Annotated in this window: 18 protein-coding genes and 3 pseudogenes; 10 read left to right on the top strand and 11 right to left on the bottom strand. The window is 67.5% G+C overall.

Features of this window, described 5'->3' with window-relative positions; translation table 11 throughout:
- Positions 1 to 401 precede the first annotated feature (401 nt).
- Both ltrA and IPZ69_RS31735 read left to right on the top strand, forming a co-directional pair.
- A complete protein-coding gene (gene ltrA, locus IPZ69_RS31730) occupies positions 402 to 1,688 on the top strand; it encodes a group II intron reverse transcriptase/maturase (protein ID WP_235458099.1) in 1,287 nt (428 codons plus the stop codon).
- Positions 1,689 to 1,753: 65 nt separating this feature from the next.
- Complete coding sequence (locus IPZ69_RS31735) at positions 1,754 to 2,329, top strand: group II intron maturase-specific domain-containing protein (protein WP_235458100.1); 576 nt, start codon at positions 1,754 to 1,756, stop codon at positions 2,327 to 2,329.
- A 706-nt stretch (positions 2,330 to 3,035) separates the two neighbouring features.
- Here IPZ69_RS31735 and IPZ69_RS31740 read toward each other — a convergent pair.
- Together IPZ69_RS31740 and IPZ69_RS31745 are read right to left on the bottom strand one after the other, a co-directional pair.
- Entirely contained in the window at positions 3,036 to 3,617 is a 582-nt protein-coding gene (locus IPZ69_RS31740) for a peptidase inhibitor family I36 protein (RefSeq protein ID WP_235458101.1), read from the bottom strand.
- A 322-nt stretch (positions 3,618 to 3,939) separates the two neighbouring features.
- A complete protein-coding gene (locus tag IPZ69_RS31745; RefSeq protein WP_235458102.1) occupies positions 3,940 to 4,371 on the bottom strand; it encodes a peptidoglycan-binding domain-containing protein in 432 nt (143 codons plus the stop codon).
- A 171-nt stretch (positions 4,372 to 4,542) separates the two neighbouring features.
- Here IPZ69_RS31745 and IPZ69_RS31750 point away from each other — a divergent pair, with 171 nt between their 5' ends.
- The gene (locus IPZ69_RS31750; RefSeq protein WP_235458103.1) at positions 4,543 to 5,538 is read left to right on the top strand and encodes a helix-turn-helix domain-containing protein; all 996 of its coding nucleotides are present in this window, start codon (positions 4,543 to 4,545) and stop codon (positions 5,536 to 5,538) included.
- A 232-nt stretch (positions 5,539 to 5,770) separates the two neighbouring features.
- On the opposite strand, the gene IPZ69_RS31755 is transcribed toward IPZ69_RS31750, so the two are convergent.
- Positions 5,771 to 6,046, bottom strand: a complete 276-nt coding sequence (locus IPZ69_RS31755) for a hypothetical protein (protein WP_235458104.1) — start codon at positions 6,044 to 6,046, stop codon at positions 5,771 to 5,773.
- Positions 6,047 to 6,133: 87 nt separating this feature from the next.
- Here IPZ69_RS31755 and IPZ69_RS31760 point away from each other — a divergent pair, with 87 nt between their 5' ends.
- The 3 genes and pseudogenes from IPZ69_RS31760 to IPZ69_RS31775 form a co-directional block, all read left to right on the top strand.
- A complete protein-coding gene (locus IPZ69_RS31760; protein WP_235458105.1) occupies positions 6,134 to 6,388 on the top strand; it encodes a hypothetical protein in 255 nt (84 codons plus the stop codon).
- A gap of 118 nt (positions 6,389 to 6,506) precedes the next feature.
- Entirely contained in the window at positions 6,507 to 6,929 is a 423-nt protein-coding gene (locus IPZ69_RS47115; protein ID WP_308407569.1) for a WD40 repeat domain-containing protein, read from the top strand.
- Positions 6,930 to 7,139: 210 nt separating this feature from the next.
- Positions 7,140 to 7,556 (top strand): annotated as a pseudogene (locus IPZ69_RS31775) (lamin tail domain-containing protein); the annotation flags it as partial.
- Here the strand turns inward: IPZ69_RS31775 and IPZ69_RS31780 are convergent.
- Both IPZ69_RS31780 and IPZ69_RS31785 read right to left on the bottom strand, forming a co-directional pair.
- Positions 7,465 to 8,376 (bottom strand): YHYH protein, encoded by a 912-nt coding sequence (locus IPZ69_RS31780; RefSeq protein ID WP_235458106.1) that lies wholly within the window; start codon positions 8,374 to 8,376, stop codon positions 7,465 to 7,467. The pseudogene IPZ69_RS31775 and the gene IPZ69_RS31780 overlap by 92 nt on opposite strands.
- 517 nt (positions 8,377 to 8,893) lie before the next feature.
- On the bottom strand, positions 8,894 to 9,790 hold the full coding sequence (locus IPZ69_RS31785; protein ID WP_235458107.1) for an endonuclease/exonuclease/phosphatase family protein: 897 nt from the start codon (positions 9,788 to 9,790) through the stop codon (positions 8,894 to 8,896).
- A gap of 205 nt (positions 9,791 to 9,995) precedes the next feature.
- Here IPZ69_RS31785 and IPZ69_RS31790 point away from each other — a divergent pair, with 205 nt between their 5' ends.
- The gene (locus IPZ69_RS31790) at positions 9,996 to 10,340 is read left to right on the top strand and encodes a hypothetical protein (RefSeq protein ID WP_235458108.1); all 345 of its coding nucleotides are present in this window, start codon (positions 9,996 to 9,998) and stop codon (positions 10,338 to 10,340) included.
- A gap of 162 nt (positions 10,341 to 10,502) precedes the next feature.
- On the opposite strand, the gene IPZ69_RS31795 is transcribed toward IPZ69_RS31790, so the two are convergent.
- The gene (locus tag IPZ69_RS31795) at positions 10,503 to 11,900 is read right to left on the bottom strand and encodes a M1 family metallopeptidase (protein ID WP_235458109.1); all 1,398 of its coding nucleotides are present in this window, start codon (positions 11,898 to 11,900) and stop codon (positions 10,503 to 10,505) included.
- Positions 11,901 to 12,403: 503 nt separating this feature from the next.
- Complete coding sequence (locus IPZ69_RS31800) at positions 12,404 to 12,691, bottom strand: WhiB family transcriptional regulator (protein ID WP_235458110.1); 288 nt, start codon at positions 12,689 to 12,691, stop codon at positions 12,404 to 12,406.
- A 245-nt stretch (positions 12,692 to 12,936) separates the two neighbouring features.
- Here IPZ69_RS31800 and IPZ69_RS31805 point away from each other — a divergent pair, with 245 nt between their 5' ends.
- A complete protein-coding gene (locus IPZ69_RS31805; protein ID WP_235458111.1) occupies positions 12,937 to 13,653 on the top strand; it encodes a hypothetical protein in 717 nt (238 codons plus the stop codon).
- A gap of 211 nt (positions 13,654 to 13,864) precedes the next feature.
- On the opposite strand, the pseudogene IPZ69_RS31810 reads toward IPZ69_RS31805, so the two are convergent.
- The 4 genes and pseudogenes from IPZ69_RS31810 to IPZ69_RS31825 all read right to left on the bottom strand — a co-directional run bounded on the left by IPZ69_RS31810 (position 13,865) and on the right by IPZ69_RS31825 (position 18,754).
- A pseudogene (locus IPZ69_RS31810) lies at positions 13,865 to 14,716 on the bottom strand (helix-turn-helix domain-containing protein).
- A gap of 10 nt (positions 14,717 to 14,726) precedes the next feature.
- A pseudogene (locus IPZ69_RS31815) lies at positions 14,727 to 15,474 on the bottom strand (DUF6879 family protein).
- Positions 15,475 to 16,038: 564 nt separating this feature from the next.
- Entirely contained in the window at positions 16,039 to 17,799 is a 1,761-nt protein-coding gene (locus tag IPZ69_RS31820) for a S8 family peptidase (RefSeq protein WP_235458118.1), read from the bottom strand.
- A gap of 631 nt (positions 17,800 to 18,430) precedes the next feature.
- Complete coding sequence (locus tag IPZ69_RS31825) at positions 18,431 to 18,754, bottom strand: putative quinol monooxygenase (protein WP_235458112.1); 324 nt, start codon at positions 18,752 to 18,754, stop codon at positions 18,431 to 18,433.
- A 147-nt stretch (positions 18,755 to 18,901) separates the two neighbouring features.
- Here IPZ69_RS31825 and IPZ69_RS31830 point away from each other — a divergent pair, with 147 nt between their 5' ends.
- Both IPZ69_RS31830 and IPZ69_RS31835 read left to right on the top strand, forming a co-directional pair.
- Complete coding sequence (locus IPZ69_RS31830) at positions 18,902 to 19,735, top strand: helix-turn-helix transcriptional regulator (RefSeq protein ID WP_235458113.1); 834 nt, start codon at positions 18,902 to 18,904, stop codon at positions 19,733 to 19,735.
- A gap of 152 nt (positions 19,736 to 19,887) precedes the next feature.
- On the top strand, positions 19,888 to 20,580 hold the full coding sequence (locus IPZ69_RS31835; protein WP_235458114.1) for an SDR family NAD(P)-dependent oxidoreductase: 693 nt from the start codon (positions 19,888 to 19,890) through the stop codon (positions 20,578 to 20,580).
- Positions 20,581 to 20,649: the final 69 nt, after the last annotated feature.

Here is a 20,649-nt window from a genome sequence, read left to right on the forward strand (position 1 = left end):
GAGAAGGCGAACGCGAGTGAACCACTGCTGAAGTGTCGTAAGCGTATGAGTGGTTGCCGAAACCGGGGTCCAGTTGTTGCCCCGGGACGAATCTGGCGGGTTCCTGTATTCCTGGCCAGGTGGCGGCCCGGCATGAAGGTGGCGCGAGCTCGGCGACAGGCGCCAGTGCGGAACGTGGGAACCCCTCGCCGCGATGTTGCCGACTGGGCTTTGTTGGAGTCTGGTTGGTGCCAAGGGAGAACCCCAAGCAGCTGAAACTGTAAGGGGCTGAGTACCGATGCGTGGCAGGGGGACGGACCGTCTCGTAGTAGTGATGAAGTCCCTGTAATGGGGGCGGAGCGAAGGGGGCGGGTCGTCCTGATCTTGTTTGGTGGTCAACCGGTGTTTCCGGGAGGAGCCAGGTGAACGGATCAAGGCCGCAGGCCGAGACCAAGCCGTTTTACATTTCCAAGCCGATGGTGTGGGAGGCGTATCTGAGGGTCAAAGCCAATCGGGGTGCACCCGGGGTGGACGGAGTGTCGATCGAGCAGTTCGAGCAGAACCTCAAGGGGAATCTGTACAAGCTGTGGAATCGGCTCTCGTCCGGCTCGTACTTCCCTCCGGCGGTGAAGGCCGTGGAGATCCCCAAGGCGGGCGGGAAAGGTGTCCGTGTGCTTGGGGTGCCCACTGTGGCTGACCGGATCGCTCAGACGGTGGCCGCTATGTATCTGGAGCGGCGGGTGGAGCCTGTGTTCCATCCGGACTCCTACGGTTACCGGCCGAGGCGGTCGGCGTTGGACGCGGTGGAGCAGTGCCGGCGGCGCTGTTGGCGCAGCGACTGGGTGGTCGATCTCGACATCCGGGCGTTCTTCGACAGCGTGGACCACGAGCTGATGCTCAAGGCCGTCGAGCGGCATATCGATGAGGACGGGAAGTGGGTCCTGCTCTACGTCAAGCGGTGGCTTGTGGCCCCGCTGGCAAAGCAGGACGGGGTGCAACAGCGGGTTCGTGGGACTCCCCAGGGATCAGCGATTTCCCCCGTGTTGGCGAATCTGTATCTCCACTACGCGTTCGATGTGTGGCTGACGCGGAACTTCCCGCACGTCACCTTCGAGCGGTACTGCGACGATGCAGTGGTTCACTGCAAGAGCGAGAGGCAGGCCCGCCGCGTGCGGGACGCGCTCGCCATGAGATTGGCGCAGGTTGGTCTGGAATTACATCCGGACAAGACGCGCATCGTCTACTGCAAGGACGCCGACCGGCGCGGCTCGTACGAGCACACGTCGTTCCCGTTCCTCGGGTACACGTTCCGTCCGAGGCTGGCCAAGAACCGGTACGGGAAGCACTTTGTGAATTTCCTGCCCGCGGTCAGCAAGGAGGCGATCAAGGCGATGGGCAAGGAGATCCGCTCCTGGCGCATTGCCGCCCGCAGTGACAAGTCCCTCAACGACCTTGCGCGGATGTTCAACAGCATCGTGCAAGGGTGGGTCAACTATTACGGGCGCTTCTACAAGTCCATGTTGTATCCCCTCCTCCGGCGACTCAACGAGTATCTGGTGCGCTGGGCTTGCCGGAAGTACAAACGGCTTCACCGCAGGGAGCGGAAGGCGAAGGAACTACTGGCGGGCACTGCCCGCCGGTACCCGAACCTCTTCGCCCACTGGCGGTTCGGTCTCAAGCCTGATGGCTGGGCGATGGGAGCCGTGTGAGCCGAGAGGTTCCCGCACGGTTCTGCGAGCGGCGGCGGGTGAGATTCCCGCCGCCGACTCACCTCGTGATCTTGGTGAACGGGGAACGGGCGCACGTCGAGACGCTGCGCGAAGAAGTCGCCGTCGCACTGGAACCCCTCGGGCTGCGGCTGTCACCGGCCAAGACCCAAGTGGTCCACATGGGCGACGGGTTCAACTTCCTTGGCTTCCGCATCCGGTGGAAACGCAAGAGGGGGACGAACAAGTGGTACGTCTACACCTTCATCGCGGACCGGCCTGTCCGGTCGCTGAAGGCGAAGATCCGTGCCCTGACGCACAAGACATCGCAGCAGGACCTCGCGTATGTGCTGACCAGACTCGGTCAGATCATGCGCGGATGGGCCAACTACTTCCGCCACGCCGTGGCAAAGGACACCTTCAGCAAACTGGACCACTTCACCTGGTGGAGGCTGGTCCACATGCTGCGGGCACGGCATGGATGGAACTGGGGACAGGTCTACCGACACCTCGCGGCCTCCGGGCAGTGGAGGATCGCGGCCGACGGGGTCGAGTACTTCCGGATCAAGGGCGTGACGGTCTCCCGCTACGCCTACCGGGGCAACAAGATCCCCAACCCCTGGCTCACTGCGAACCCCGTCTGACGGCAGGAACCGTGGAGAGCCCGTTACGGAGAGATCCGTACGGCGGGTTCGGAGAGCGGCCCGGGGAAACGGGCCGGGAGCAATCCCGGCACCGCGCCCCGGGCCGACTCACCAGGTCATCGCCGATGCGCCGGGCCCGTTGCAGGCCAAGCAGATCGTGCCGCGGATCGGGCTGTCGATTTCGACCGGGAAGATCGAGGGGACTCGGGGAAAGCTGAAACGCCTGGTGGAGCGGGGCCCGTGAGTGTCGCCAACCCCCGCCTTCGTGCTCATACAGAGAGTCGTCCAACACGCGTTCACCCGCGCCGACGCCGGCACCGGCCTGCGTCCCTTCCACGACCCGAGCCAGGACACCTGAACCTCGCGCGTGGTCAAGAACGGCCTCCGGCTAGCGCCTCGTCGGCACTGGATCGCCCGAGCTTGAGAGTACGGGCGGCCTCGGTCACGCTCACGTCTTCGTCGACCGTGCGTCGCAGCGCGGCGAGCTCGGCCAGCCCAACGGCGCGGGGCCGGCCGAGGCGCTTCGTGCCCGGCAGTATCCGCCCCCTCGGCCTCTCGACGCGCGGAACCGCACGTCGAGAGGCCGATCAAGATCGGCGAATCGGCCTCATGAGCCGGCTTGATTCCCGGCTTGCAAGCAAAGGAGCTCGGCGGCCCGAATCTGCCGTATTCCGGTGGCACCCGCAGTGGTACGTGTGCAGTGCGTTCAGCACTGGTGGTCCACGTATTCTGCCCTATCGTTCGCGTTGGCCCCGACCCAAGCGATTGCCCGCCGAGCCCAGTTACGGATGAGGACTTCCCCCCCTAGTGAGCTGTAGAAGACCGCGCTGTCAGTGCTGTTGTCGACCGAGGATGTGCGGTCTTTCCAGCCCCAGGCTCCGAGATCTTGCGTGCCGCAGTCCTGGAGCTTGCCTCGCGGGTAGCCCCAATTAATGTCCTGGTAGAAGCAGAACCAACCGGACGGGCAGTCAGCGTCGCCGGCGATGGCGCGCGGCCCAGGAAGAGCGTAGGTCACGACGAACTTGCCGTTGCCATACGAGACCTCGTTGCGGCTCGTCTGTTTGCCCCCAGGGGCAATTTTCAGCTGAAGTGCGATCTGCTCGCGCAACTCTGCATCCGAGCGGGCCTGCCGGTTCAGCAGGGACGACTTGCCCATTGGACTGTTCGATGCCGATGACGTGGCCGGGGTAGGAGGGACTGCCGATGCCGGCGTTGTGGCCATTGCCGATGCGACAATGAGCGCCGCCCCCATGGTCATGACGATACGTAAGAATCGTCCGAGGTACATCTACGTACTTCCTTCCTCATGATCCGCAAGAGTTGCGGTGATTTTAAGAGCGACAGTGCTGGCAGTGCCAGACGCAAGACACGATTACGCAATCACTTCGCGTCCCGTTAGTTCCAGCGCCGTTGCCAGGGCAACTCCGGGGCGGAGTAGCAGCGGTACAGCGGTTAACGGTGAAATTGATCTTGCTGGTGCTGCTCGGTCTGAGCGTCCTTGACCACTTGGGCCTGGAGCCGCTCGCGGAGGTTTTGCTGAGGGTGACGGTTCTTAGATCAGATGCCCCCTAATTCAACGGCCAGGACACCTGACTTCGATGCGCGCTGATTCAGACGGTCGGACAACCGTTGTCAGAGCGCAGCGCACTCCAGGTGTGCGTTCCAACCCGGCCGTCGACGGTGAGTTTTATGCTGCACCCCCTGTTGTTGTCCCACGTCTGGAATCCCTTGACAGCCGCGAGGGTCTTGCCGCCGAAGTCCCCGTCCACGCCGTCACCGTCGGGGCCGGTCGAGCCGAGGTTCCAGCCCCAGACGTAGACCAGCAGGCACTGGACTTCGCGAACCCGGTCGTTGTTGTTGCCGTACACCGTTTCGACGGTGCCGCTGTAGAAGCCGCACGACCAGGACTTGACCTGCGCTTTGGAGGCACTCACGGATGTGGACGCCGGGGTGGCGGCCGCGGTCCCGGCGGCGGTCAGGCCGAGGCCTGCCGCGAGGGCGGTGGCGGCGCACGCTGCGGCGAACCTGGTGCTGACGGACATGCTGATCTCCTCGTGTCGTCCTCGACGGGGAAAAGATCTCTTCTTCGAATGATTGACGGCCAGGAATAAATGACCGAATTCGGTTCGTGAAGGATGTTGCCAGCGGTGCCGCGAACTGGCAATCATATGTCGCCTGGACTTAATAGCCGAGGCCGCACGGGGGGGAACGGCATGCTCCGCATTCATTTCACCGACGCTGATTTAGCGCGCACGCGCGTGGCCGCCGCCCCGGACCCGCTGTGGGAGATCACGTTCAGCCTGCACCGCTTCCAAACCCGCCAGGGCCGCTGGGCATACGCCGACTGGCATCGCCGCGCACTCGCGGCCCTGAGCGAGAAAGGGCTCGGCCGGGCACTGCCGACGAGACTTCTGCCGCTGTTCCCGAGAGCCGCCTACTTCCCCGACTTCCTCAATCCCGCCGAGGCCTCCCTCGGCCTCGCCGCCGGCCTTGCGGCGATCGTGGACACCCCACCGGACCGGGTCCGCAACGAAGTAGGCCGTCTGGCCGTCCAGCCGACGGGCGCACCGTCGTGGCTCACCGGTCTCACCGAGAAGGAGAACCGCGAAGAACTCGCCGCGGCACTCAAGGACTACTACAACGCCGCGATCGCCCCGTACGACGACCAGATACGCGCCCGCCTCGACAGCGACCGGCACATCCGCTGCCGCACCCTGCTGCACGGCGGGGTGGAGCGACTGCTCGGCAGCTTCGGCACGATGATGCGCTGGCGGGCTCCAGTCCTGCACGTCGACTACCCGGTGCAGGACCGCGATCTTCATCTCGGCGGGCGCGGCCTGCTGCTGGTCCCCTCGTACTTCTGCTGGCGGATACCAGTCGCGCTCTCGGACCCCGAACTGCCACAGGTGCTGGTCTACCCACTGCACCCCGTGTCTGCCCCCGAAGCCGTCGGGAACCGCAGCGAGCGGCCGCTCGCCGTCCTCCTGGGCCGTACCCGTGCCAACGTCCTGCGCTCCACCGCGACCGGTGCCACTACCGGCGAACTGGCGCGGGCCGCAGGCATCTCGGCGTCGGCCGCCAGTCAGCACACCACCGCCCTGCGCGACGCCGGTCTGATCAGCACCCGGCGCAACGCGGCCTCCGTGCTGCACACCCTCACCCCTCTCGGGGCATCCCTGCTGCGCATGGGCAGACCCGGAGGGCCGTAGCCGCCTCGCTCATCCGGAGACCTGGGCCCCTCAGCCCTCGGCAAGGGCCCCAAGGCCCTGCTCGACGAGGGCGTAAAGGGGCGTTGCCACGGTCCCAGCTACCGGCCGAACACGCGACCTAGGAATCCCGCGGGCAAGAACGGAACGGCAACCTCGCAGGACGGCTGACCATATTCATCGGGTCGGCGCCTGAGTAGGGCCCGGGCTCCGACCCCAGCCGACTTCGCCGACGCTAGTTGATATTGAAGGTGGAGACGCTGCCGTCCGCATTGGTCAGGGGGACCGGCCCAAAGGTAATGATCACGGAGGAGTTGTTTCCCGGGCCTTTGTAATAGCCGGTCGCCTCGGTGACCCGGACGGCCAAGGCCATGAGGGTCGAAGCAGCCTGCGCATCGGCGTTGATCTCGGGGAAGGTCCAGGTGATGATGCCGGTCGTCTGGTCCAGATCCCAGCGGTCCGCCGATCCCAGCCCCCAGGACATGTGCGCACGAGCCAGCTGCTCGATCATGTCTTCGCCCTGCTGCCTTCCGCCGAGCAGGGGCAGGTTGCGGCTTAGACGTGGCATGATCCCCCCGTCATGAACCGTGGGGGGACCATGCGCTTGACGAGGGAAGTGCGCCAGCAACTGCTGGCCCAGAACGAGGGCTTCGAGCTGGAGACCAGCTACGAGGGAAGGAACTTCCGCGAGTACCGGCGGTACCGGATCACGGGAGGGGAGTTGCGCATCCGCTCCAGCGGCAAGACGTCATGGGCAGACAGCCGCTTCGACAACGAAGACGTCGCCACCGATGAGCAGACGCACCGGTTCCTGCGGAAGCACCTGGCTGAGCTGAACACCGACGGGCTGTAGGGGAATCCCAAGTCGAACGCGCAGCGCCCCCGCACCGAAGTCTGGTGCGGAGGCGCTGTCGGCCGCTTCCTCGGCCACAACGACCGCCTGGACGATCGCGGCCAGACACACGCTCGCAGTGGCCACCACCGATGGGACCCTGCGCCTCTGGACCGTTACCCGTCCAGCTCACCCCAGGTCACTCAGTTCCCCTGTTGATGCCGCAGGCTCCGTTTCCGCACTCGCCTTTGGTCCCGACGGACACATCCTCGTCGCCGGAACCACCGACGACACACTCAGACTGTGGGACGTCTCCGATCCGGCCCACCCCTCCGCCACGGGCGACCCGCTGGTCGGTCACACCGGCGCCGTGAACTCAGCCGTCCTCGGCCCCGGAAGCCACACGCTGGCAACGGGCAGTGACGACGGCACGGCACGCCTGTGGGACCTGGACGCCGACAGCGTCATTCACCACATCTGCGCCGTCACCGGCCACGCCCTCGACCGGGCCCAGTGGCGGAACCACCTGGGAAACCTCCCGTACCAACCTCCGTGCCCATGAAAAGCGCTGCCGTACTCCCGGCAGCGTGAGGCCGGCGTGTCACCGATCACCGTCGTCGACCGGTCCGAAGGTGCGCCGTCATGTCGGAGCCGGGGCGCTCCCACCTCACACTGACGGCCGTCGGCCGTACTGGCATGGGGGGCTGGTTGGATGCCCGGGCGACGGGGGAGCGCATGTCCTCGGTGTGGGGCGGCTCGTAGGGGACCCTGCCGGGCGGTGAACCTGGACCGGTGGACCCTGTCCGACGAGGACGGCCACACTTTCACCTTCCACCACTTCCGCCTGAACGGCCGGTCCACCGTCCGTGTCCACACCGGCGTCGGCCGCGACAGCCGCACGGACGTGTACCGGGACCGCCGCAACTACGTGTGGAACAACGACGACGAAACCGTGACGCTGCGCGACGAGCGGGGTCGGTTCGTCGACGACGAGTCCTGGGGCCACCACCGCTGGCAGCTTCGGCTCAGCAACGCTCTGGGCGAACTTGTCATTTCAGGACCCGACACAGCGTCTGAGGGCCGTGGGGTCGTCTGGATCAGTGGCTCCAGTCGTGGCTGTTCGCGTCCCCGGGGACCGTCGTCGGCGTACCGCGAAAGCATCCGATGGAGTACGGGTACTCGCCGTTGAGGTGATAGTGGTATGCGACGACTTTCTTGCCGTCCCACATGATCGCGTGTGTGTGGCCGTGGCAGACGTCGAGGTCTTTGTTCCTGACGATCTTTCCGTCCTCGCCGCGCGGGCCGTAGATCCCGAAGCCGTCGATGGCGTATCCCACGAGCGGCGAGTGCCCGGAACGACCCCCGTTCGCGGACGCGCGGGAAGCCGTCTTGCCGAAGCAGGTCTGTGAGGGGCCGTGGTAGTGGTACTGCGTCTCGTACGGGTGGCCCCAGCAGCGGTCGAGGGGCAGGGCCGCGTTCGGGTCGACCGGGCGGTCCTCCGCGTCGGTGGCCACCTCCAGGTGGAAGGTGCCGCCCGCCAGCGCCATCCCGGTCGTGAGCTGGGAGATACACGTGGGCGTCGCCTGGACGATCGGGTTGCGGGGAACAGTGACGTCGAGGTGCCACGGCTTGATGGGGATCGCGGCGGCGTTGGGGTACCCGGGCGAGGGAATCTCCGCGTAGTACTTGTAGGCGGGAGTGCCCTTCTGCACGGGGAAGCGTCCGGTGGAATGACCCGGGAGACCGTTGCCCTCGAAGTGCCTGGTCGTCGCGGTCCTCGTCACCCGAAGAACCTTGGGCCAGTGCATGGTCCCCGAGACGAAGGGGCGCTTGAGTACGTCGATCACGCCGTGGGCGTCGATCCACGGGCGGTCGGGCCGGGCGAGAGTGCCCCCTCGGCAGGCGTAGAGGGTGTCGCGCGCGGGAGAAGCGATCGACGTGCCGGTGGGAGGCGTGTGCAGGCGGGTGATCAGGGTGCCGTCTCCGTCTCCCTCGCCACGTACGTCCATGGCCGCCGCCCGCCCCGGATGAGGCACGGCTACGGCCGCAGATCCGGCCGGGGCCATTGCCGGGACAAGGAGCGCGCAGGCGGCACTTGCCGCCATGGCCGCGGATCTGAGTACGCCGATCATGAACACTCCTGGCTCACCAAGGACACCATCTCACCTGACCACGCACGCATGTCGTTGTCTCGCTGACACGAACACGAACTGCCGAAACCGAAGAAGAAGGCGGCCGTGAGGAAACAGCCGGCCAAGCAGAACACGGCCCGACGACCACGAAGAAGACTGCGGGTCGCAAGCCGCGAAGTGGCTAAAGAGGCGGCAGGTGCACCGCCTCCGCCCGGTTGCCCTCGCCCGCCCGCCGCCACGGCGCACGCTCGGCTACTCTCCGGCCGGATCCTGCTGTGAGTGGCGGACGGCTTTCTTCGTCGCCTGCTCCGGCTCGTGCCGGTTCTGACGGGTCTCCTCGGCAGCTGGGTGATCGCGGCCTTGCCTCATCGGGGCTGCCTCGTTGGAGGTTCGGCTACTCCAATGGGGTGACAGCGTGGGAGCTTCGTCGGTGTTGTCGCTTGTGGCTCCCCCAGCGGCCAGCACACCGGGCTGCTGGGGGTGCCGTCTGGCGATGCGTCAACGGGTGGTTGTGAGCCTGCGTCGGAGGCGGCGATGGCGGTGCCGTGGCTGGTTCATCGCAGGTGGGGTCAGTCGAAGTCGAAGGTGGCGACGACGGGGGCGTGGTCGGACTCGGGTACTTGGCGTCCGTGGCGAAGGCGAGGGATTCGTCGTGGAGGACTTCGTTGTGGATCTCTGAGCCGCGGTAGTGCGTGAGCAGGTTGCGGGTGACGAGCATGTGGTCGAGCATCTGGCCGTGGTGGAAGAGGGTGTAGCGGGCCTCGTTGGGGATGGTGTGCTCGATGGGGACCAGGACGCGGGTGGCGAGGTCGCCGTTTCCGGTGTCCTCGACGTTGCCGCAGATCGCCAGGACGGGGACTTCCTCGGGTTCGGCGTTGAAGTCGCCGGCGACGATGATGCGCGCGTCCGGGTCCTCGCCGAGGATCTGGTCGACGAGGCGCCTGACTTCCAGGGCCTGGCTGATGCGCTTCATGGACGACAGGAAGCTGCCTTCGGCCCAGGCGTCCGCGGTGCGCCAGATGCCCTTTTGGGAGTCGAGTACCTGGCCGGGGATCTCGGTGGGGATCTTGGACTTGAGGTGCACGGTGATGATGTGCAGCAGGCAGCCGGGTTTGGCGTGGTCGATGTCGATCTGTGCGTGCAGGATGGGCCGTTCGATACCGATCGGGATCGGCGCCGGGTCGGGGGGTGTGGCGGTGAGCCGCTGGTAGTGGGGCTCGGCGACCAGGTCGTTCTTGAGCTGCTGGTGCTTGATGACCGGCAGGTGGGTGGCGACGACCAGGTTGCGCATGTCGAAGACCGCGTCGTCCTCGGGTTTGGTGCTGACCAGGGCGGCCCCGTCGAGGTTGGTCCCCGCGAGCAGCTCCTTCAGCGCCAGCAGCGCGCGGGGCTGGCCGGGGCGCTCCTGACCGTGGACTTGACTTCCTGGAAGCAGGCGAAATCGGCGCGCAGTCGGCTGATCTGTGGCTTCATCAGCTTGACGCGTTCCGCCAGTGATGGATGCGCGGTCGGCGCGGTTTCGTCGATGGAAGGACGCCACACTCCTGACCAGCGGCGAGTTCTCCGGCAACCAGAAGTGGGACCTCATGGTGCGCTGGACCGACGGCGAGCTCGACACCTACGTCGGCACCACCACATCGGGCCTCGGCACCGAGCAGCGCATCCTGAACCCCAGCAAGCTCTGGACTCACGACACGGCCATGACGACCGGCGACTACACCGGAAACGGCCAAACCGACGACCTCCTCATCCGCTGGTCCGACGGTGAGACCACCATGTACACCGATACGCTCGCCAGCCGACTGGGAACCGAGCACATGCTCGTCGCCCCGACCTCCTGAACCCAGCGAACCCGCACGCCCGGCCGGCCGCGGAACAACCCGTGCGCCGGCCGAAGCCAGCCGATGTCATCGTGGCTCTGTCTCACATTCGGTGGTGACAGAGCGTCATCGCTGATGCGCCTGGTCCGAGCCCCACTGGCGAGAAGGCATCGCCGCAGGTGTTCACCGGATCCGGTGGGTCTTCCAGAAGGAGGTCAAGTCCTTGTCGGTGATGGACTGGGCGGTTTTCTTGAAGTCAGCGGTGGTGGAGATGCCGTACCAGTGGTCGCGGGCGTAGCGCTTGACGAGGCGTGCCATGGTGGCGGTGCCGAGGGTGCGTTCCAGGTCTGCCAGGGCGCAGGAGCCAGCGGTGTAGATGAGGTGGTATGCGCTGGGGTGCTCCGCCCAGTAGGCCATTGAACTGGTGAGCGCAGCGTTCTGGTCGGGCCAGTCGTGCGGGTCCCAGCAGTCGCGGGTGTCCCAGCCGTAGAAGCGGGCGTTGGCGTACTGGGCGAAGCTCTCGTCCAGCCAGGGCGCACGGTATTGATCGTTGCCGACGATGCCGTACCACCACTGGTGGGCCACTTCGTGGACGACGGCGCTGCCTTCCTCCGTGGTCCCGAGTAGGACCAGGCCGGGGTATTCCATGCCGCCGCCGAACCGCGGAGTCATCACCAGGTCGAGCTCGCCGTAGGGGTAGCGGCCGTACTCCGTGCTGAACCGGTCGACGGCGGCGGCGCCGTCCCGGCGGGTTAGTCGCACGCCCGGGGCGGGCGTGCCGGGTGCCCAGTACGATCTGACCCGCACGCCGCCGAGCGTGGTCTGGGCCGCGGCGTGGAACGGGCCTGCCGCCCACGCGAAGTCCCGTACCCGGTGCGCGACGCTGTGCGTGAGGGTGCGCCCAGGCGTGCCGGGGCTGGTGCGGGTGCGGCCGGTCGCCGGGACCTTGAGGGCCGACGGATGGTCGAGCGTGACCTGGAAGTCGCCGACCAGGGTGTAGAAGCTCTCACCGGTCGACACGTACGGATCGAGGTGCCATCCCGTCGCGTCGTGCACGGCGAGCACGGGCAGCGCGTTGCCGAGGAAACGGAACGCGCCCTCGCGGCCGAAGCGGTTGTTGCGTCTGGGCACAGTGAGGGACACGTCGAAGGAGACGGCCGTGCGCCGGCCGCGCTCGAGAGGTGTGGGCAGGGTGATGCGCAGCGCGGTGCAGTCCAGACTGAGCCGGCCCGCCGTGCCGCCCCGCACCCGGGACACGGTGACGGGGGAGAGGCTGCCGGGAGTTCCGCAGGCGTCCACGCCGTTGCCCCACAGCCGCAGGTACACCTCGCGCAGGGGCCGGTCGGAGGCGTTGCGGAACGACACGCGCTGTCGTCCCTTCCAGTGGGTGCCGTCGGCATCGGCGCGCAGGGTCACGTCGTAGCGCAGGTGATCGGGTGTTGCGGTCTGGGCGCTCTTTGCTGCGGCTGCGGCTGTGGGGACGGCGTCGGCGACGCCGACGCCGGACCCGACGAGTAGCGCGAGCAGGGCAGCGAGCAGACGGCGGGGGGTTGTTGGTGGCCACGCGGACAGAGACGGCATGGCAGCCGATCATGTCACAGTGCTTCCAGGACACGCTCCGTATGCGGGAAGTGGGGCGGCCCCGTTCCGCTTGTCTCGGCCGAGCACGACGACGTGCACGGCTGCTGGGTGATCGGGCCAGGGCGGGTCGCGGGACGGCGTCGTGGGCGTCGTCCCGCTGGCTGCAGTGCGCCTGGGGTGCGATCCAAGAGGGCGTTTTACGTGGTCGGATTGCCCTTTGATCTCATGGCTAGGGCCGCCTGGGGTTGCTGGAGCCGTTCCTGCACCTGCCGTGCCGTCCTGGGGGCGCTGGTCGGGATCCCGCTGCAGAAGCTCGGCAGCCAGCGTCGTCACTGCGGGCGTCAGGTCAGGGCGGAGCGAATCGAGGCGCGGCGACCTGCCTCCAACGCGGTCAGGCCGGATTCTCTGCTTCGCCGCTCCTGTCGAAGGGTTGCGACGAGCGCGTAGCCTGCACGGCGAATAGACGCGACCTCCATCTAAAACGAGTTACCCCTGCCCTGCGGTCAGCTGGCCGTGGGGTGTTCGAATGCCTGGCGCGCTTCGTCCAGTACTGCTCGCCAGGATGTGATGTCGGGTTTGCGGCGCAGCAGGGTGCGGCGTTCGCGTTCGGTCATGCCGCCCCACACGCCGAACTCGATGCGGTTGTCGAGGGCTTCGGCGAGGCACTCGGTGCGTACCAGGCACCCATGGCACAGCGTCTTGGCCCGGTTCTGCTGGGCTCCCTGGACGAACAGCTCGTCCGGTTCGGCACTGCGGCAGGCCGCGCTCTCCACCCATTCGCCGCTGGTCATGGCTTTCTCCTCAGCATCCGCAACGACCCTACGCTGTCCTACGTATGGAACGCTCGCCAGGCCTCAATGCAGTCGCGGTCCTGTGCGAAGATCCGGGGTGCTGCGGCGTGGGCCGTCTTCCGCCCATGCGCCAGGCCAACGCGTCGGGTTCTCGAACAGGTGTGATCTGCCGGGACGTCAGCTATAAGTGCTACGGGTGGGTAGCATCCGGCGCAACACACTAGGGACCAGGGAGCGTGAGTGCCGTGGCCGACGAGGCTGCCACCATCCAGGAAAAGTACGCGGGGCGTTTTGCCAGCGAGCTTGAGACCAACCGCAGTGAGCAGGAGAATCTTCGTGCGCGTCTGAAGCAGTTGCAGGCAGAGGAAGAGATGCTGCTCAGGTTGCAGAGCGCTCTGGCCGGTGCGACTGCCGGGTCGGGCTCCGCCACCGGCGGTGCGGCAGATGCTGCGGTGACCGAGCCACAAGACCCTGCCCACGCCTCCGCTGTGCTGGAGGAGGCGGGCGTGCCGCAGCCGCGGCACCCAAAGACCGGCAGCCCCGCGGCCCCTGCCAAGAAGGCCGCCGCCAAGCGGACCGCCCCGGCCAGGAAGGCCGCCAAGGAGACTGCGGCCAAGAAGACCACCGCCAAGGGCCCGGCCGGCAAGCCGGCGGCGGACAAGGCTGCCGGGCCGTCGCTGGGCGATCTCCTCAAGCAGATCCTTGACAAGCATCCCGGCCAGCCGCGCACGGCTGCGGAGGTCACCATCGAGTTGGAGCAGGAGTACCCCGAGCGCGCCCGGAACACCACCATCGTGCGCAACACCCTTGAGCGGCTCGTCGCGAAGAGCGCTGTGGAGCGGACAAAGCAGAAGAGCACCGTCCTGTACACGAGTGACGGACCTGCGGCCGCGGACAGCACCACCGCCGGATCGGCGCCGGCGGCCGGCGAGGAAGACGAGAAGGCTTTGGCGCAGGCGTAGCCGGTCACCGCCACGCTATGGTCCCAGGCTCATCTCGAGCAGTCGAAGTGCCGCATATGGCTGGACAGCGGCCCAGTGCCGACCAGAAGAGGGACGCCGGCCATGACGGCTGGAGCCGTAACCATCTACGCCTGCGCGAGGGCACTGTTCTGCCTGCTCATCCGCTGATCTGCCCCACTCGCCTTCGGGCGGGAGGGGGCCTTTCGCCATGTCAGCGTGGACGGACCGATCGCTGCACGCTGGTGATCACGTTCTGCGCGTCCGATCCGTACACGGCCGATTCCTACAGCATTTCCCAGATGCGCACGTAGGTGGTCACACTGTCGGTGTCGTCGAGCCACAGCTCCGCGTGCCAGTCCTCGGTGATGACGAGCCGATCGTCAAGGACCCAGAATGCGTTGGCCGTGGGAATCTTGAGGGACGCTCCGAGCGGAATGATGCCGAGCTCCACAGTGTCCATGCCCACCATTCCCGCGAGCCGGTCGAGTTGAGCCGCGAGCACGGGCGGCGGGCACACCAGTGCGTGCAGAGCTGCCTCCCAGACCAGAGCACGGAACTGGCGGCCTGCTTCGTACAGCCACTCTTGGCGGCGCATGCGTGAGCGGACCACCTCGTCGGTGTCGCGGGCTGTTCCGTGGAGGGCCGCGTACCGGAGGAAGACGGCGCGCGCATAGTCGGCGGTCTGGAGCATGCCGGGGATGACCGCCTCCTCCCAGGCACGGATGATCTGGGTCCGGGACACCTCGAGGTTCCAGCTGTCCTGTACGGGCCGGTGGCCGGCGGCGAGCTGGCGGCGCCACGACCGGATGTGAGACTCGAAGGCCTTGAGCCGGCCGTCGAGCTCGTCGAAGACATCGGGGCGGCCGACACCTGTAGCCCACGAGCGCAGGTCGTCCGGCGTCGCAGTTCGTCGGCCGCCCTCGAGCTTGTAGACCTTGGAGTGCGGCCAGCCGAGCCGCTCGGCAAGCTGTGTGCCGGTGAGCCGACCACCAGGCGCGGTGAGGCGGAGTTCTCGAAGGCGGACTCCGAGGGCTTCGCGGGCCTGCTGAAAGTCTGTGCTCACCGGCTGCCCGTCAGTGCTGGCACAGCTGAGCCGCGAACTGGTCGTACGGCTTCGACACGTGCACGGCGGCGTCGCGGATCTGGCAGTACCGCAGCACTGCCGCAGGTTCCGTGATGACCTCGAGGTCGCCGAGGACGTCCTGGTCGTCGAAGTGCAGGATGACGACCATACGGCTGTCGAAAACCCAGAAGTCCTCGTCACCGAGGTGCGCGCGCACGGCGTCCTTGCGCCACACGCTGCGGACGTCTTTCGCCGGTGGCCGCGTTACAGCGCGCGTAGCTGAGCAGGAACCGCTGCCCGTCGGTGGGTGGATCATCGACGACGCGCACACGGCCGACGTACTTGCCGCCGTTGGTCTGCTGACGAATGTTCGTGCACCAGTCGCTGGCGAGATCCATCGGGGCCTCGCCCGTCTCCAGGAACTCGTCGAAGCCCAGGTCCTCCCGGTCGGAGGCGTAGCCGCCCCGGGTCTCCAGGTGCCAGGCCGAGTGCTCGAAGGTATGGAAGAGCTGGCCGAACTCCTGCGGGCTGATCAGCTGGCGCACACGGTGCATCTCCTTGGGGGCGTGGTTGACGAGCAGCTCGCGCGGCACGACTACCGCGGCGTCGCCCGGCCCGAAGTTCTGGAGCTGGGCCAGGTCGTCGGGCTCGGTGAGGGGCGGGCCCTGAACGATGACGTCACCCGAGTTGGTGTCCTCGTGGATCGAGGGGCAGCCGCCGTTCTTGCTGTCCGTGCCGGTGAACCTCAGTCGTCGCATGTCGCCTTCATCATCCGGGTTGGGGCCACCAGCATCACCGGCGGGCTGGCCCTCCACTACGGCGTGCCGCCCCCTTCGCGCGACCACACGAGAACATCCGGTCAGCCTGCGAGAACATTCGAGAACATCGCCTGGCCCCGGTCAACACCGCCTTCATACGGTCCCGTTCATGTCCACCGTTGGTGCGCAAGGCGTAGGCCTCCCGCGGCGAGGCCGCCCCCGCGGTCCTGGCCGGGACGGTGGCCCGCCGCTCGAGCCGGCCAGCACTCCTCGGGGCTGTGTCCGCGCTGACCGTACGGTCAGCGCGGACACAGCCCTGCAGCTCGTCAGGGAGGCGCACGGTGAGCTGGACACCGGCTCCAGGCCGTCCGCGGCCTTCCTGGACGCCTCCGGCATGGTGGCCCCAACCGCGGCGTACACCGCCTCCGGGGCCCATATGCCCTCTGCCCGCCCAGCAGTTCGCAGCCCTGGCCGAACAGACCGCAGCCCGCCTTGTCCGCGGCCGCGGGCGGGGAGCTGTCGCGGCGCTGTGCGTGCTGTACGCGGGCGTTGCCCGGCCCTGCGCTAGAAGGTCAGGTTCCAGGCGTCGATCTTGCCTGTGTCGGAGGCGGCGTTGTCGTTGACGCGCAGCTTCCAGGTGCCGTTCGCGACCTCCGAGGAGGCGTTCACGGTGTAGGTCTGGGCGATGTTGTCGGCGCTGCCGCCGGCGTGGTTGTGCAGCGTGTAGACGGTGCCGTCCGGCGCCACCAGGTCGACTTTCAGGTCACCGATGTAGGTGTGCTTGATGTCCACACCCACCTTGAGGGTGGCCGGGGCGTTGCCGGTCACACCGGTTACGGCGATCGGGCTCTCCACGGTCGCGTTGTCGTTGATGGCGAAGTCCGCGAGGTTCTCGAAGTACTTGCCGGTCGGCGGCGTGGTCCCGACGGCCTTGAGGGCGTCGACCTGTCCTTCGCCGAAGAACGAGTTGTTGGCCGTCGTGCCCGTGCAGCGGCTGTCCGAGGGGCAGGCGATGTCGTTGGCCTGCTCGGCCAGCTTGGCGCGGAGCTGCGCCGCGGTGATGCCCGGGTTGGCGCTGGCGATGAGTGCCGCCACGCCAGCCACGTGCGGGGTGGCCATCGAGGTGCCGCTCTTGCTGCCGTAGCCGCCGCCGGGGACGGTGGAGTACACGTTGCTGCCCGGCGCCGCGACGTCGATGACGCCCTGACCGTAGTTGGAGAACGAGGCCTTGGTGACGCCAGTGCCGTTGGCCGCGACCGTGACCACGCCCGGCAGCTCGGTCGGGATGTCGAGGCAGGCGTTGGTGATGGTGCGGGTGACCGGCGTCGAGTCGTTCGGGCTCGCGGAGTCGGTCGTCTTGTGGGCGAGGTCGTAGTTCTCGTTGCCCGCGGCGGCGATCTGGAGGGAGCCCTTGCCCTCGGCGTAGTCCTGGGCGCGCTTGACGCCCTCGATGATGGCGGCCTGGTCGATGTTGTCCGGGCAGTTGAACTGCCACGGGTCCGTGTAATAGCTGTTATTGGTGACCTTGAAGCCGTGGTCACCGGCCCAGACGAAGCCGCAGATGGTGTTCTCGGCGAAGAAGAAGGAGTTGCCCGGCTCGGCGACCCGGACCGCGGCGATCTTCACCCCGGGTGCCACGCCGACGACGCCCTTGCCGTTCTTGGCCGCGGCGATGGTGCCCGCTACGTGGGTGCCGTGCGTGTCGACGTCCCGCCACGCGCCGGCACGGGTGTCGGGCTTGCCGTAGGCGCAGGAGACCGAGTCGGCCGCGTCGAAGTTGGGCGCCAGGTCCTGGTGCTGGTCGTCCACACCGGTGTCCAGGATGCCGACCGTGACGGAGGCGGAGCCTGGGTTCACGGCCCAGGCCTGGTCGGCTTTGATCTGGCTCATGTCGGCCCGGACCGGTTCTCCGGCCGGGGTCGAGGCCTGGGCCGGATTGGCCGGGAGTGCCGGGTTGTAGGCGTCGGCCGGGACGTCCGAGGTACGCGTGGCGCCGACCTGCTGCACGCCGGCGACGTCGCGCATGGCGGCGGCGAATCCGCTGGACGCCGAGTGGGCGACGATCACGCCGATGGCGTCGAAGTTCGAGAAGACGGTGCCGCCGTTGGCCGTGATCGCCGAGCGGACCGCCGAACTGTCACCGGGTGCGGTGATCACGAGGTAGGCACGCGTCCCGGCCACCCAGGTCGCACTCTGGGATGCCGGCACGGCGGCAGGAGCGTGGGCCTTGGCGGCCGGCGCGGTGGAGGGGACGACGGGGAGCGTGCCCGCGAGGGCTCCCGGGGCGCCGAACGCGAGGGCGGCACCGAGCGTGGCCGCCAGCACCAGCGTGCGTCTAGGGCGGCTGGATATGTGGGGTATCAATGCGTCCTCCGGAGACGGCCCGGCCGTGCTGAGGGCACCGGCCGGGCCGTACGAAACGAGTGGTGGATGCAAGATGTCAGGTGCATGCTCCTGTACGGAAGTACCTTTCCGTGCAGGGACGTTATAGAGGCATGGCTGAAAATAGACGTACTCCGGGCATCGAGGGTCGGGATCCACCGAGAGCTCGGCGACGTCGACCGCGCCCTGGCGTACGCCGCCGGCCTGGTGCCGGCCGTGCTGCCCGCACCAGAGCGCCGGACCCGCGCGGCGACCGACACCGCCCGCGCCCTGGTGGCCGTCGGCGACGTACTACCCTCTCGTGCCGGTCGAAGCGCCAAGCAAATGGCCGGCGTTCCCGGACCTGGGATACAGCGTTTCGGGAGCCATCTCGCCGTACCCTCTGAGCTGCTGAGAACGACCGGCAATAGGCATGGGTGTGGGGGAGGATGCAGAGCAGGCACGGGTCCACGCGATCATGGAGTCTCTACGCTCAGTGATCACGGAGGGCGGCCGTGCCCGCGCTGCCGTCTTGCTGCTCGAAACCGCTCAGCGTCGGAGGACGACGATCACGACCGCCGTGCTCCGGGTCGGCCTACCGTGCCGGGCGGAACGGCTGCAGGAAGCGGATCCCGTCCTCGATGCTGCCGTCCATCAGTTCCAGCAGTTGGGGCACCAGGTCCTGCATGCGGGGTGCCTGCAGGTGGCCTTCGAGGGCCTCGCGGCTCTCCCAGCGCTCGAAGATGACGAACGCGCCCGGTTGTCCCTCGACTTGGTGAGCCTCGTAGTCGATGTTGCCCGCGTCGTAGCGCGATGCGGTGACGGCGGCTGTCATGAACGCCTTCATCGCGGCTTCCTTCCCGGATTTGGCCCGGGCTTCCCACAGCACGGTGACGTAGTGGTTCGACGTGGTGGTCATGCTTGCTCCTCTTGACTCCGGACAGCATCGTTGTGCGCCGGTCACGACTCGACACTGAGCCCCCGGGGAGCGTCGGCGGGAGCTACGGGACTTCGTGGTACAGCGCGTACCACCCAGCGGGGCGGGGTGTGCGGGAGAGTGGTGTTCATGGATCAACTCGGTGCCGCGCTGCGGGCGTGGCGGGACCGGCTGGACCCCGCGACGGTGGGCTTCGCACACGGCTCACCCCGTCGGGTCCCCGGTCTGCGACGCGCGGAGCTGGCGACGCTGGCCGGCATCTCGGTCGAGTACGTGGTCCGGCTGGAGCAGGGACGGGTGGCGACACCCTCGGCGCAGGTCTGCTCGGCCCTGGCGCGAGCCCTGCATCTGTCCGACGACGAGCACGCTCACCTTTTGCGCATGGCCGGTCACGCAGCGGATCCGAGCCGGGTTCCACGAACGATCCCAGGGAGCCTGTACCGGATCGTGGACCAGCTCGCCGGCAACCCGCTGGCGATCTACGACGCCACCTGGCAGTTGCTGCACTGGAATCCGCTGTTCGCGGCCACGTTCGGCGATCCCACGGTCCGCGGTGTGGGAGACCGCAACGTCCTGGTCTGGCAGTTCCTGGGTGAGCTGCCCCGGGTCCGGCAGACGGCGGCCGAGCGGGCGGCGTTCGAGGAGTCCCTCGTCGCCGACCTGCGCGCGACGACGAGCCGGTACCCCGACGATCCCGACCTCGCGGCGTTGGTATCGAGGCTGAACCTCAGCCCACGGTTCTGCGAGTTGTGGAGCCGCCGAGCGGTGGGCGGTCACCAGAGTGCGCACAAACTCGTCCAGCACCCGGATGTCGGAGACATCGCCATGAACTCCGACATCCTCAACACCCAGGACACGAACCTCCGCCTCGTGGTGTACACGCCGCAGCCAGGCACCGACGCCCGCAGCAAACTCGAATTGCTTGCGGCCATTGGGGTCCAGAGGATGTCTCCTCAGGGATGAAGGCCCGCGTTCTGCCTCGTCCGGTGGACCAGGCTGCTGGGTGGTACGCGCTGTACCACGAAGTCCCGTAGCTCCCGCCAACCCTCCCGGGGACCCAGCATGAAGTGCGTGAACAGCGCACGACCGTGCTGTTCGGACCAGGAGGAGCCAGCATGACCACCACATTCATCACCGGGGCCAACAAGTCCCTCGGTTTTGAAACCGCTCGTCGCCTCGTCGAGGCGGGGCACACCGTCCTCCTCGGCGCCCGCCACCGTGAGCGCGGTCGGGCCGCGGCCGAGTCGTTCGGCGCCCGGTTCGTTCAGATCGACGTGACCGACGACGCCTCGGTCCAGGCCGCGGCCGCGGATGTCGCCGCGCATGAGGGAACGATCGACGTCCTGGTCAACAACGCCGGCGTCCTCGGCAAGGTCGGCCCCGTCGAGGAGTACACCGCGGCCGACGTGAGCGCCGTGCTCGACGTGAACGTCGTCGGGATCGTGCGCGTCACGCACGCCTTCCTCCCGCTGCTGCGCAAGTCGCCGAACCCCGTCATCGTCAACGTGTCCAGCGGGATGGGCTCCTTCAGCATGACCCAGGACCCGGCGCGGATCGAGTCACAGTATGCCCTGCCCCTCTACTGCGCCTCGAAGGCCGCGGTCACGATGCTCACGACGCAGTACGCCAAGGAACTGAAGGACGTGAAGGTCAACGCCGCAGACCCCGGGCAGACCGCGACCGACTTCACCGGCGGCCTCGGACACAGCGTCGCCGACGGCGCAGAGTCCATCGTGACCCTCGCGACGATCGGCCCGGACGGGCCGACGGGACAGTTCATCGACCGATCCGGGAACCTCCCGTGGTGACCTGCCCTGAGCTCAGGGTCGGTCGCCCCGCCGACCTGCGCGTGCCTCATGCTCGTAATCTCTACGCTC

It is taken from the genome of Streptomyces olivochromogenes (genome assembly GCF_021538895.1).
Classification (GTDB): Bacteria; Actinomycetota; Actinomycetes; order Streptomycetales; family Streptomycetaceae; genus Streptomyces; species Streptomyces olivochromogenes_A.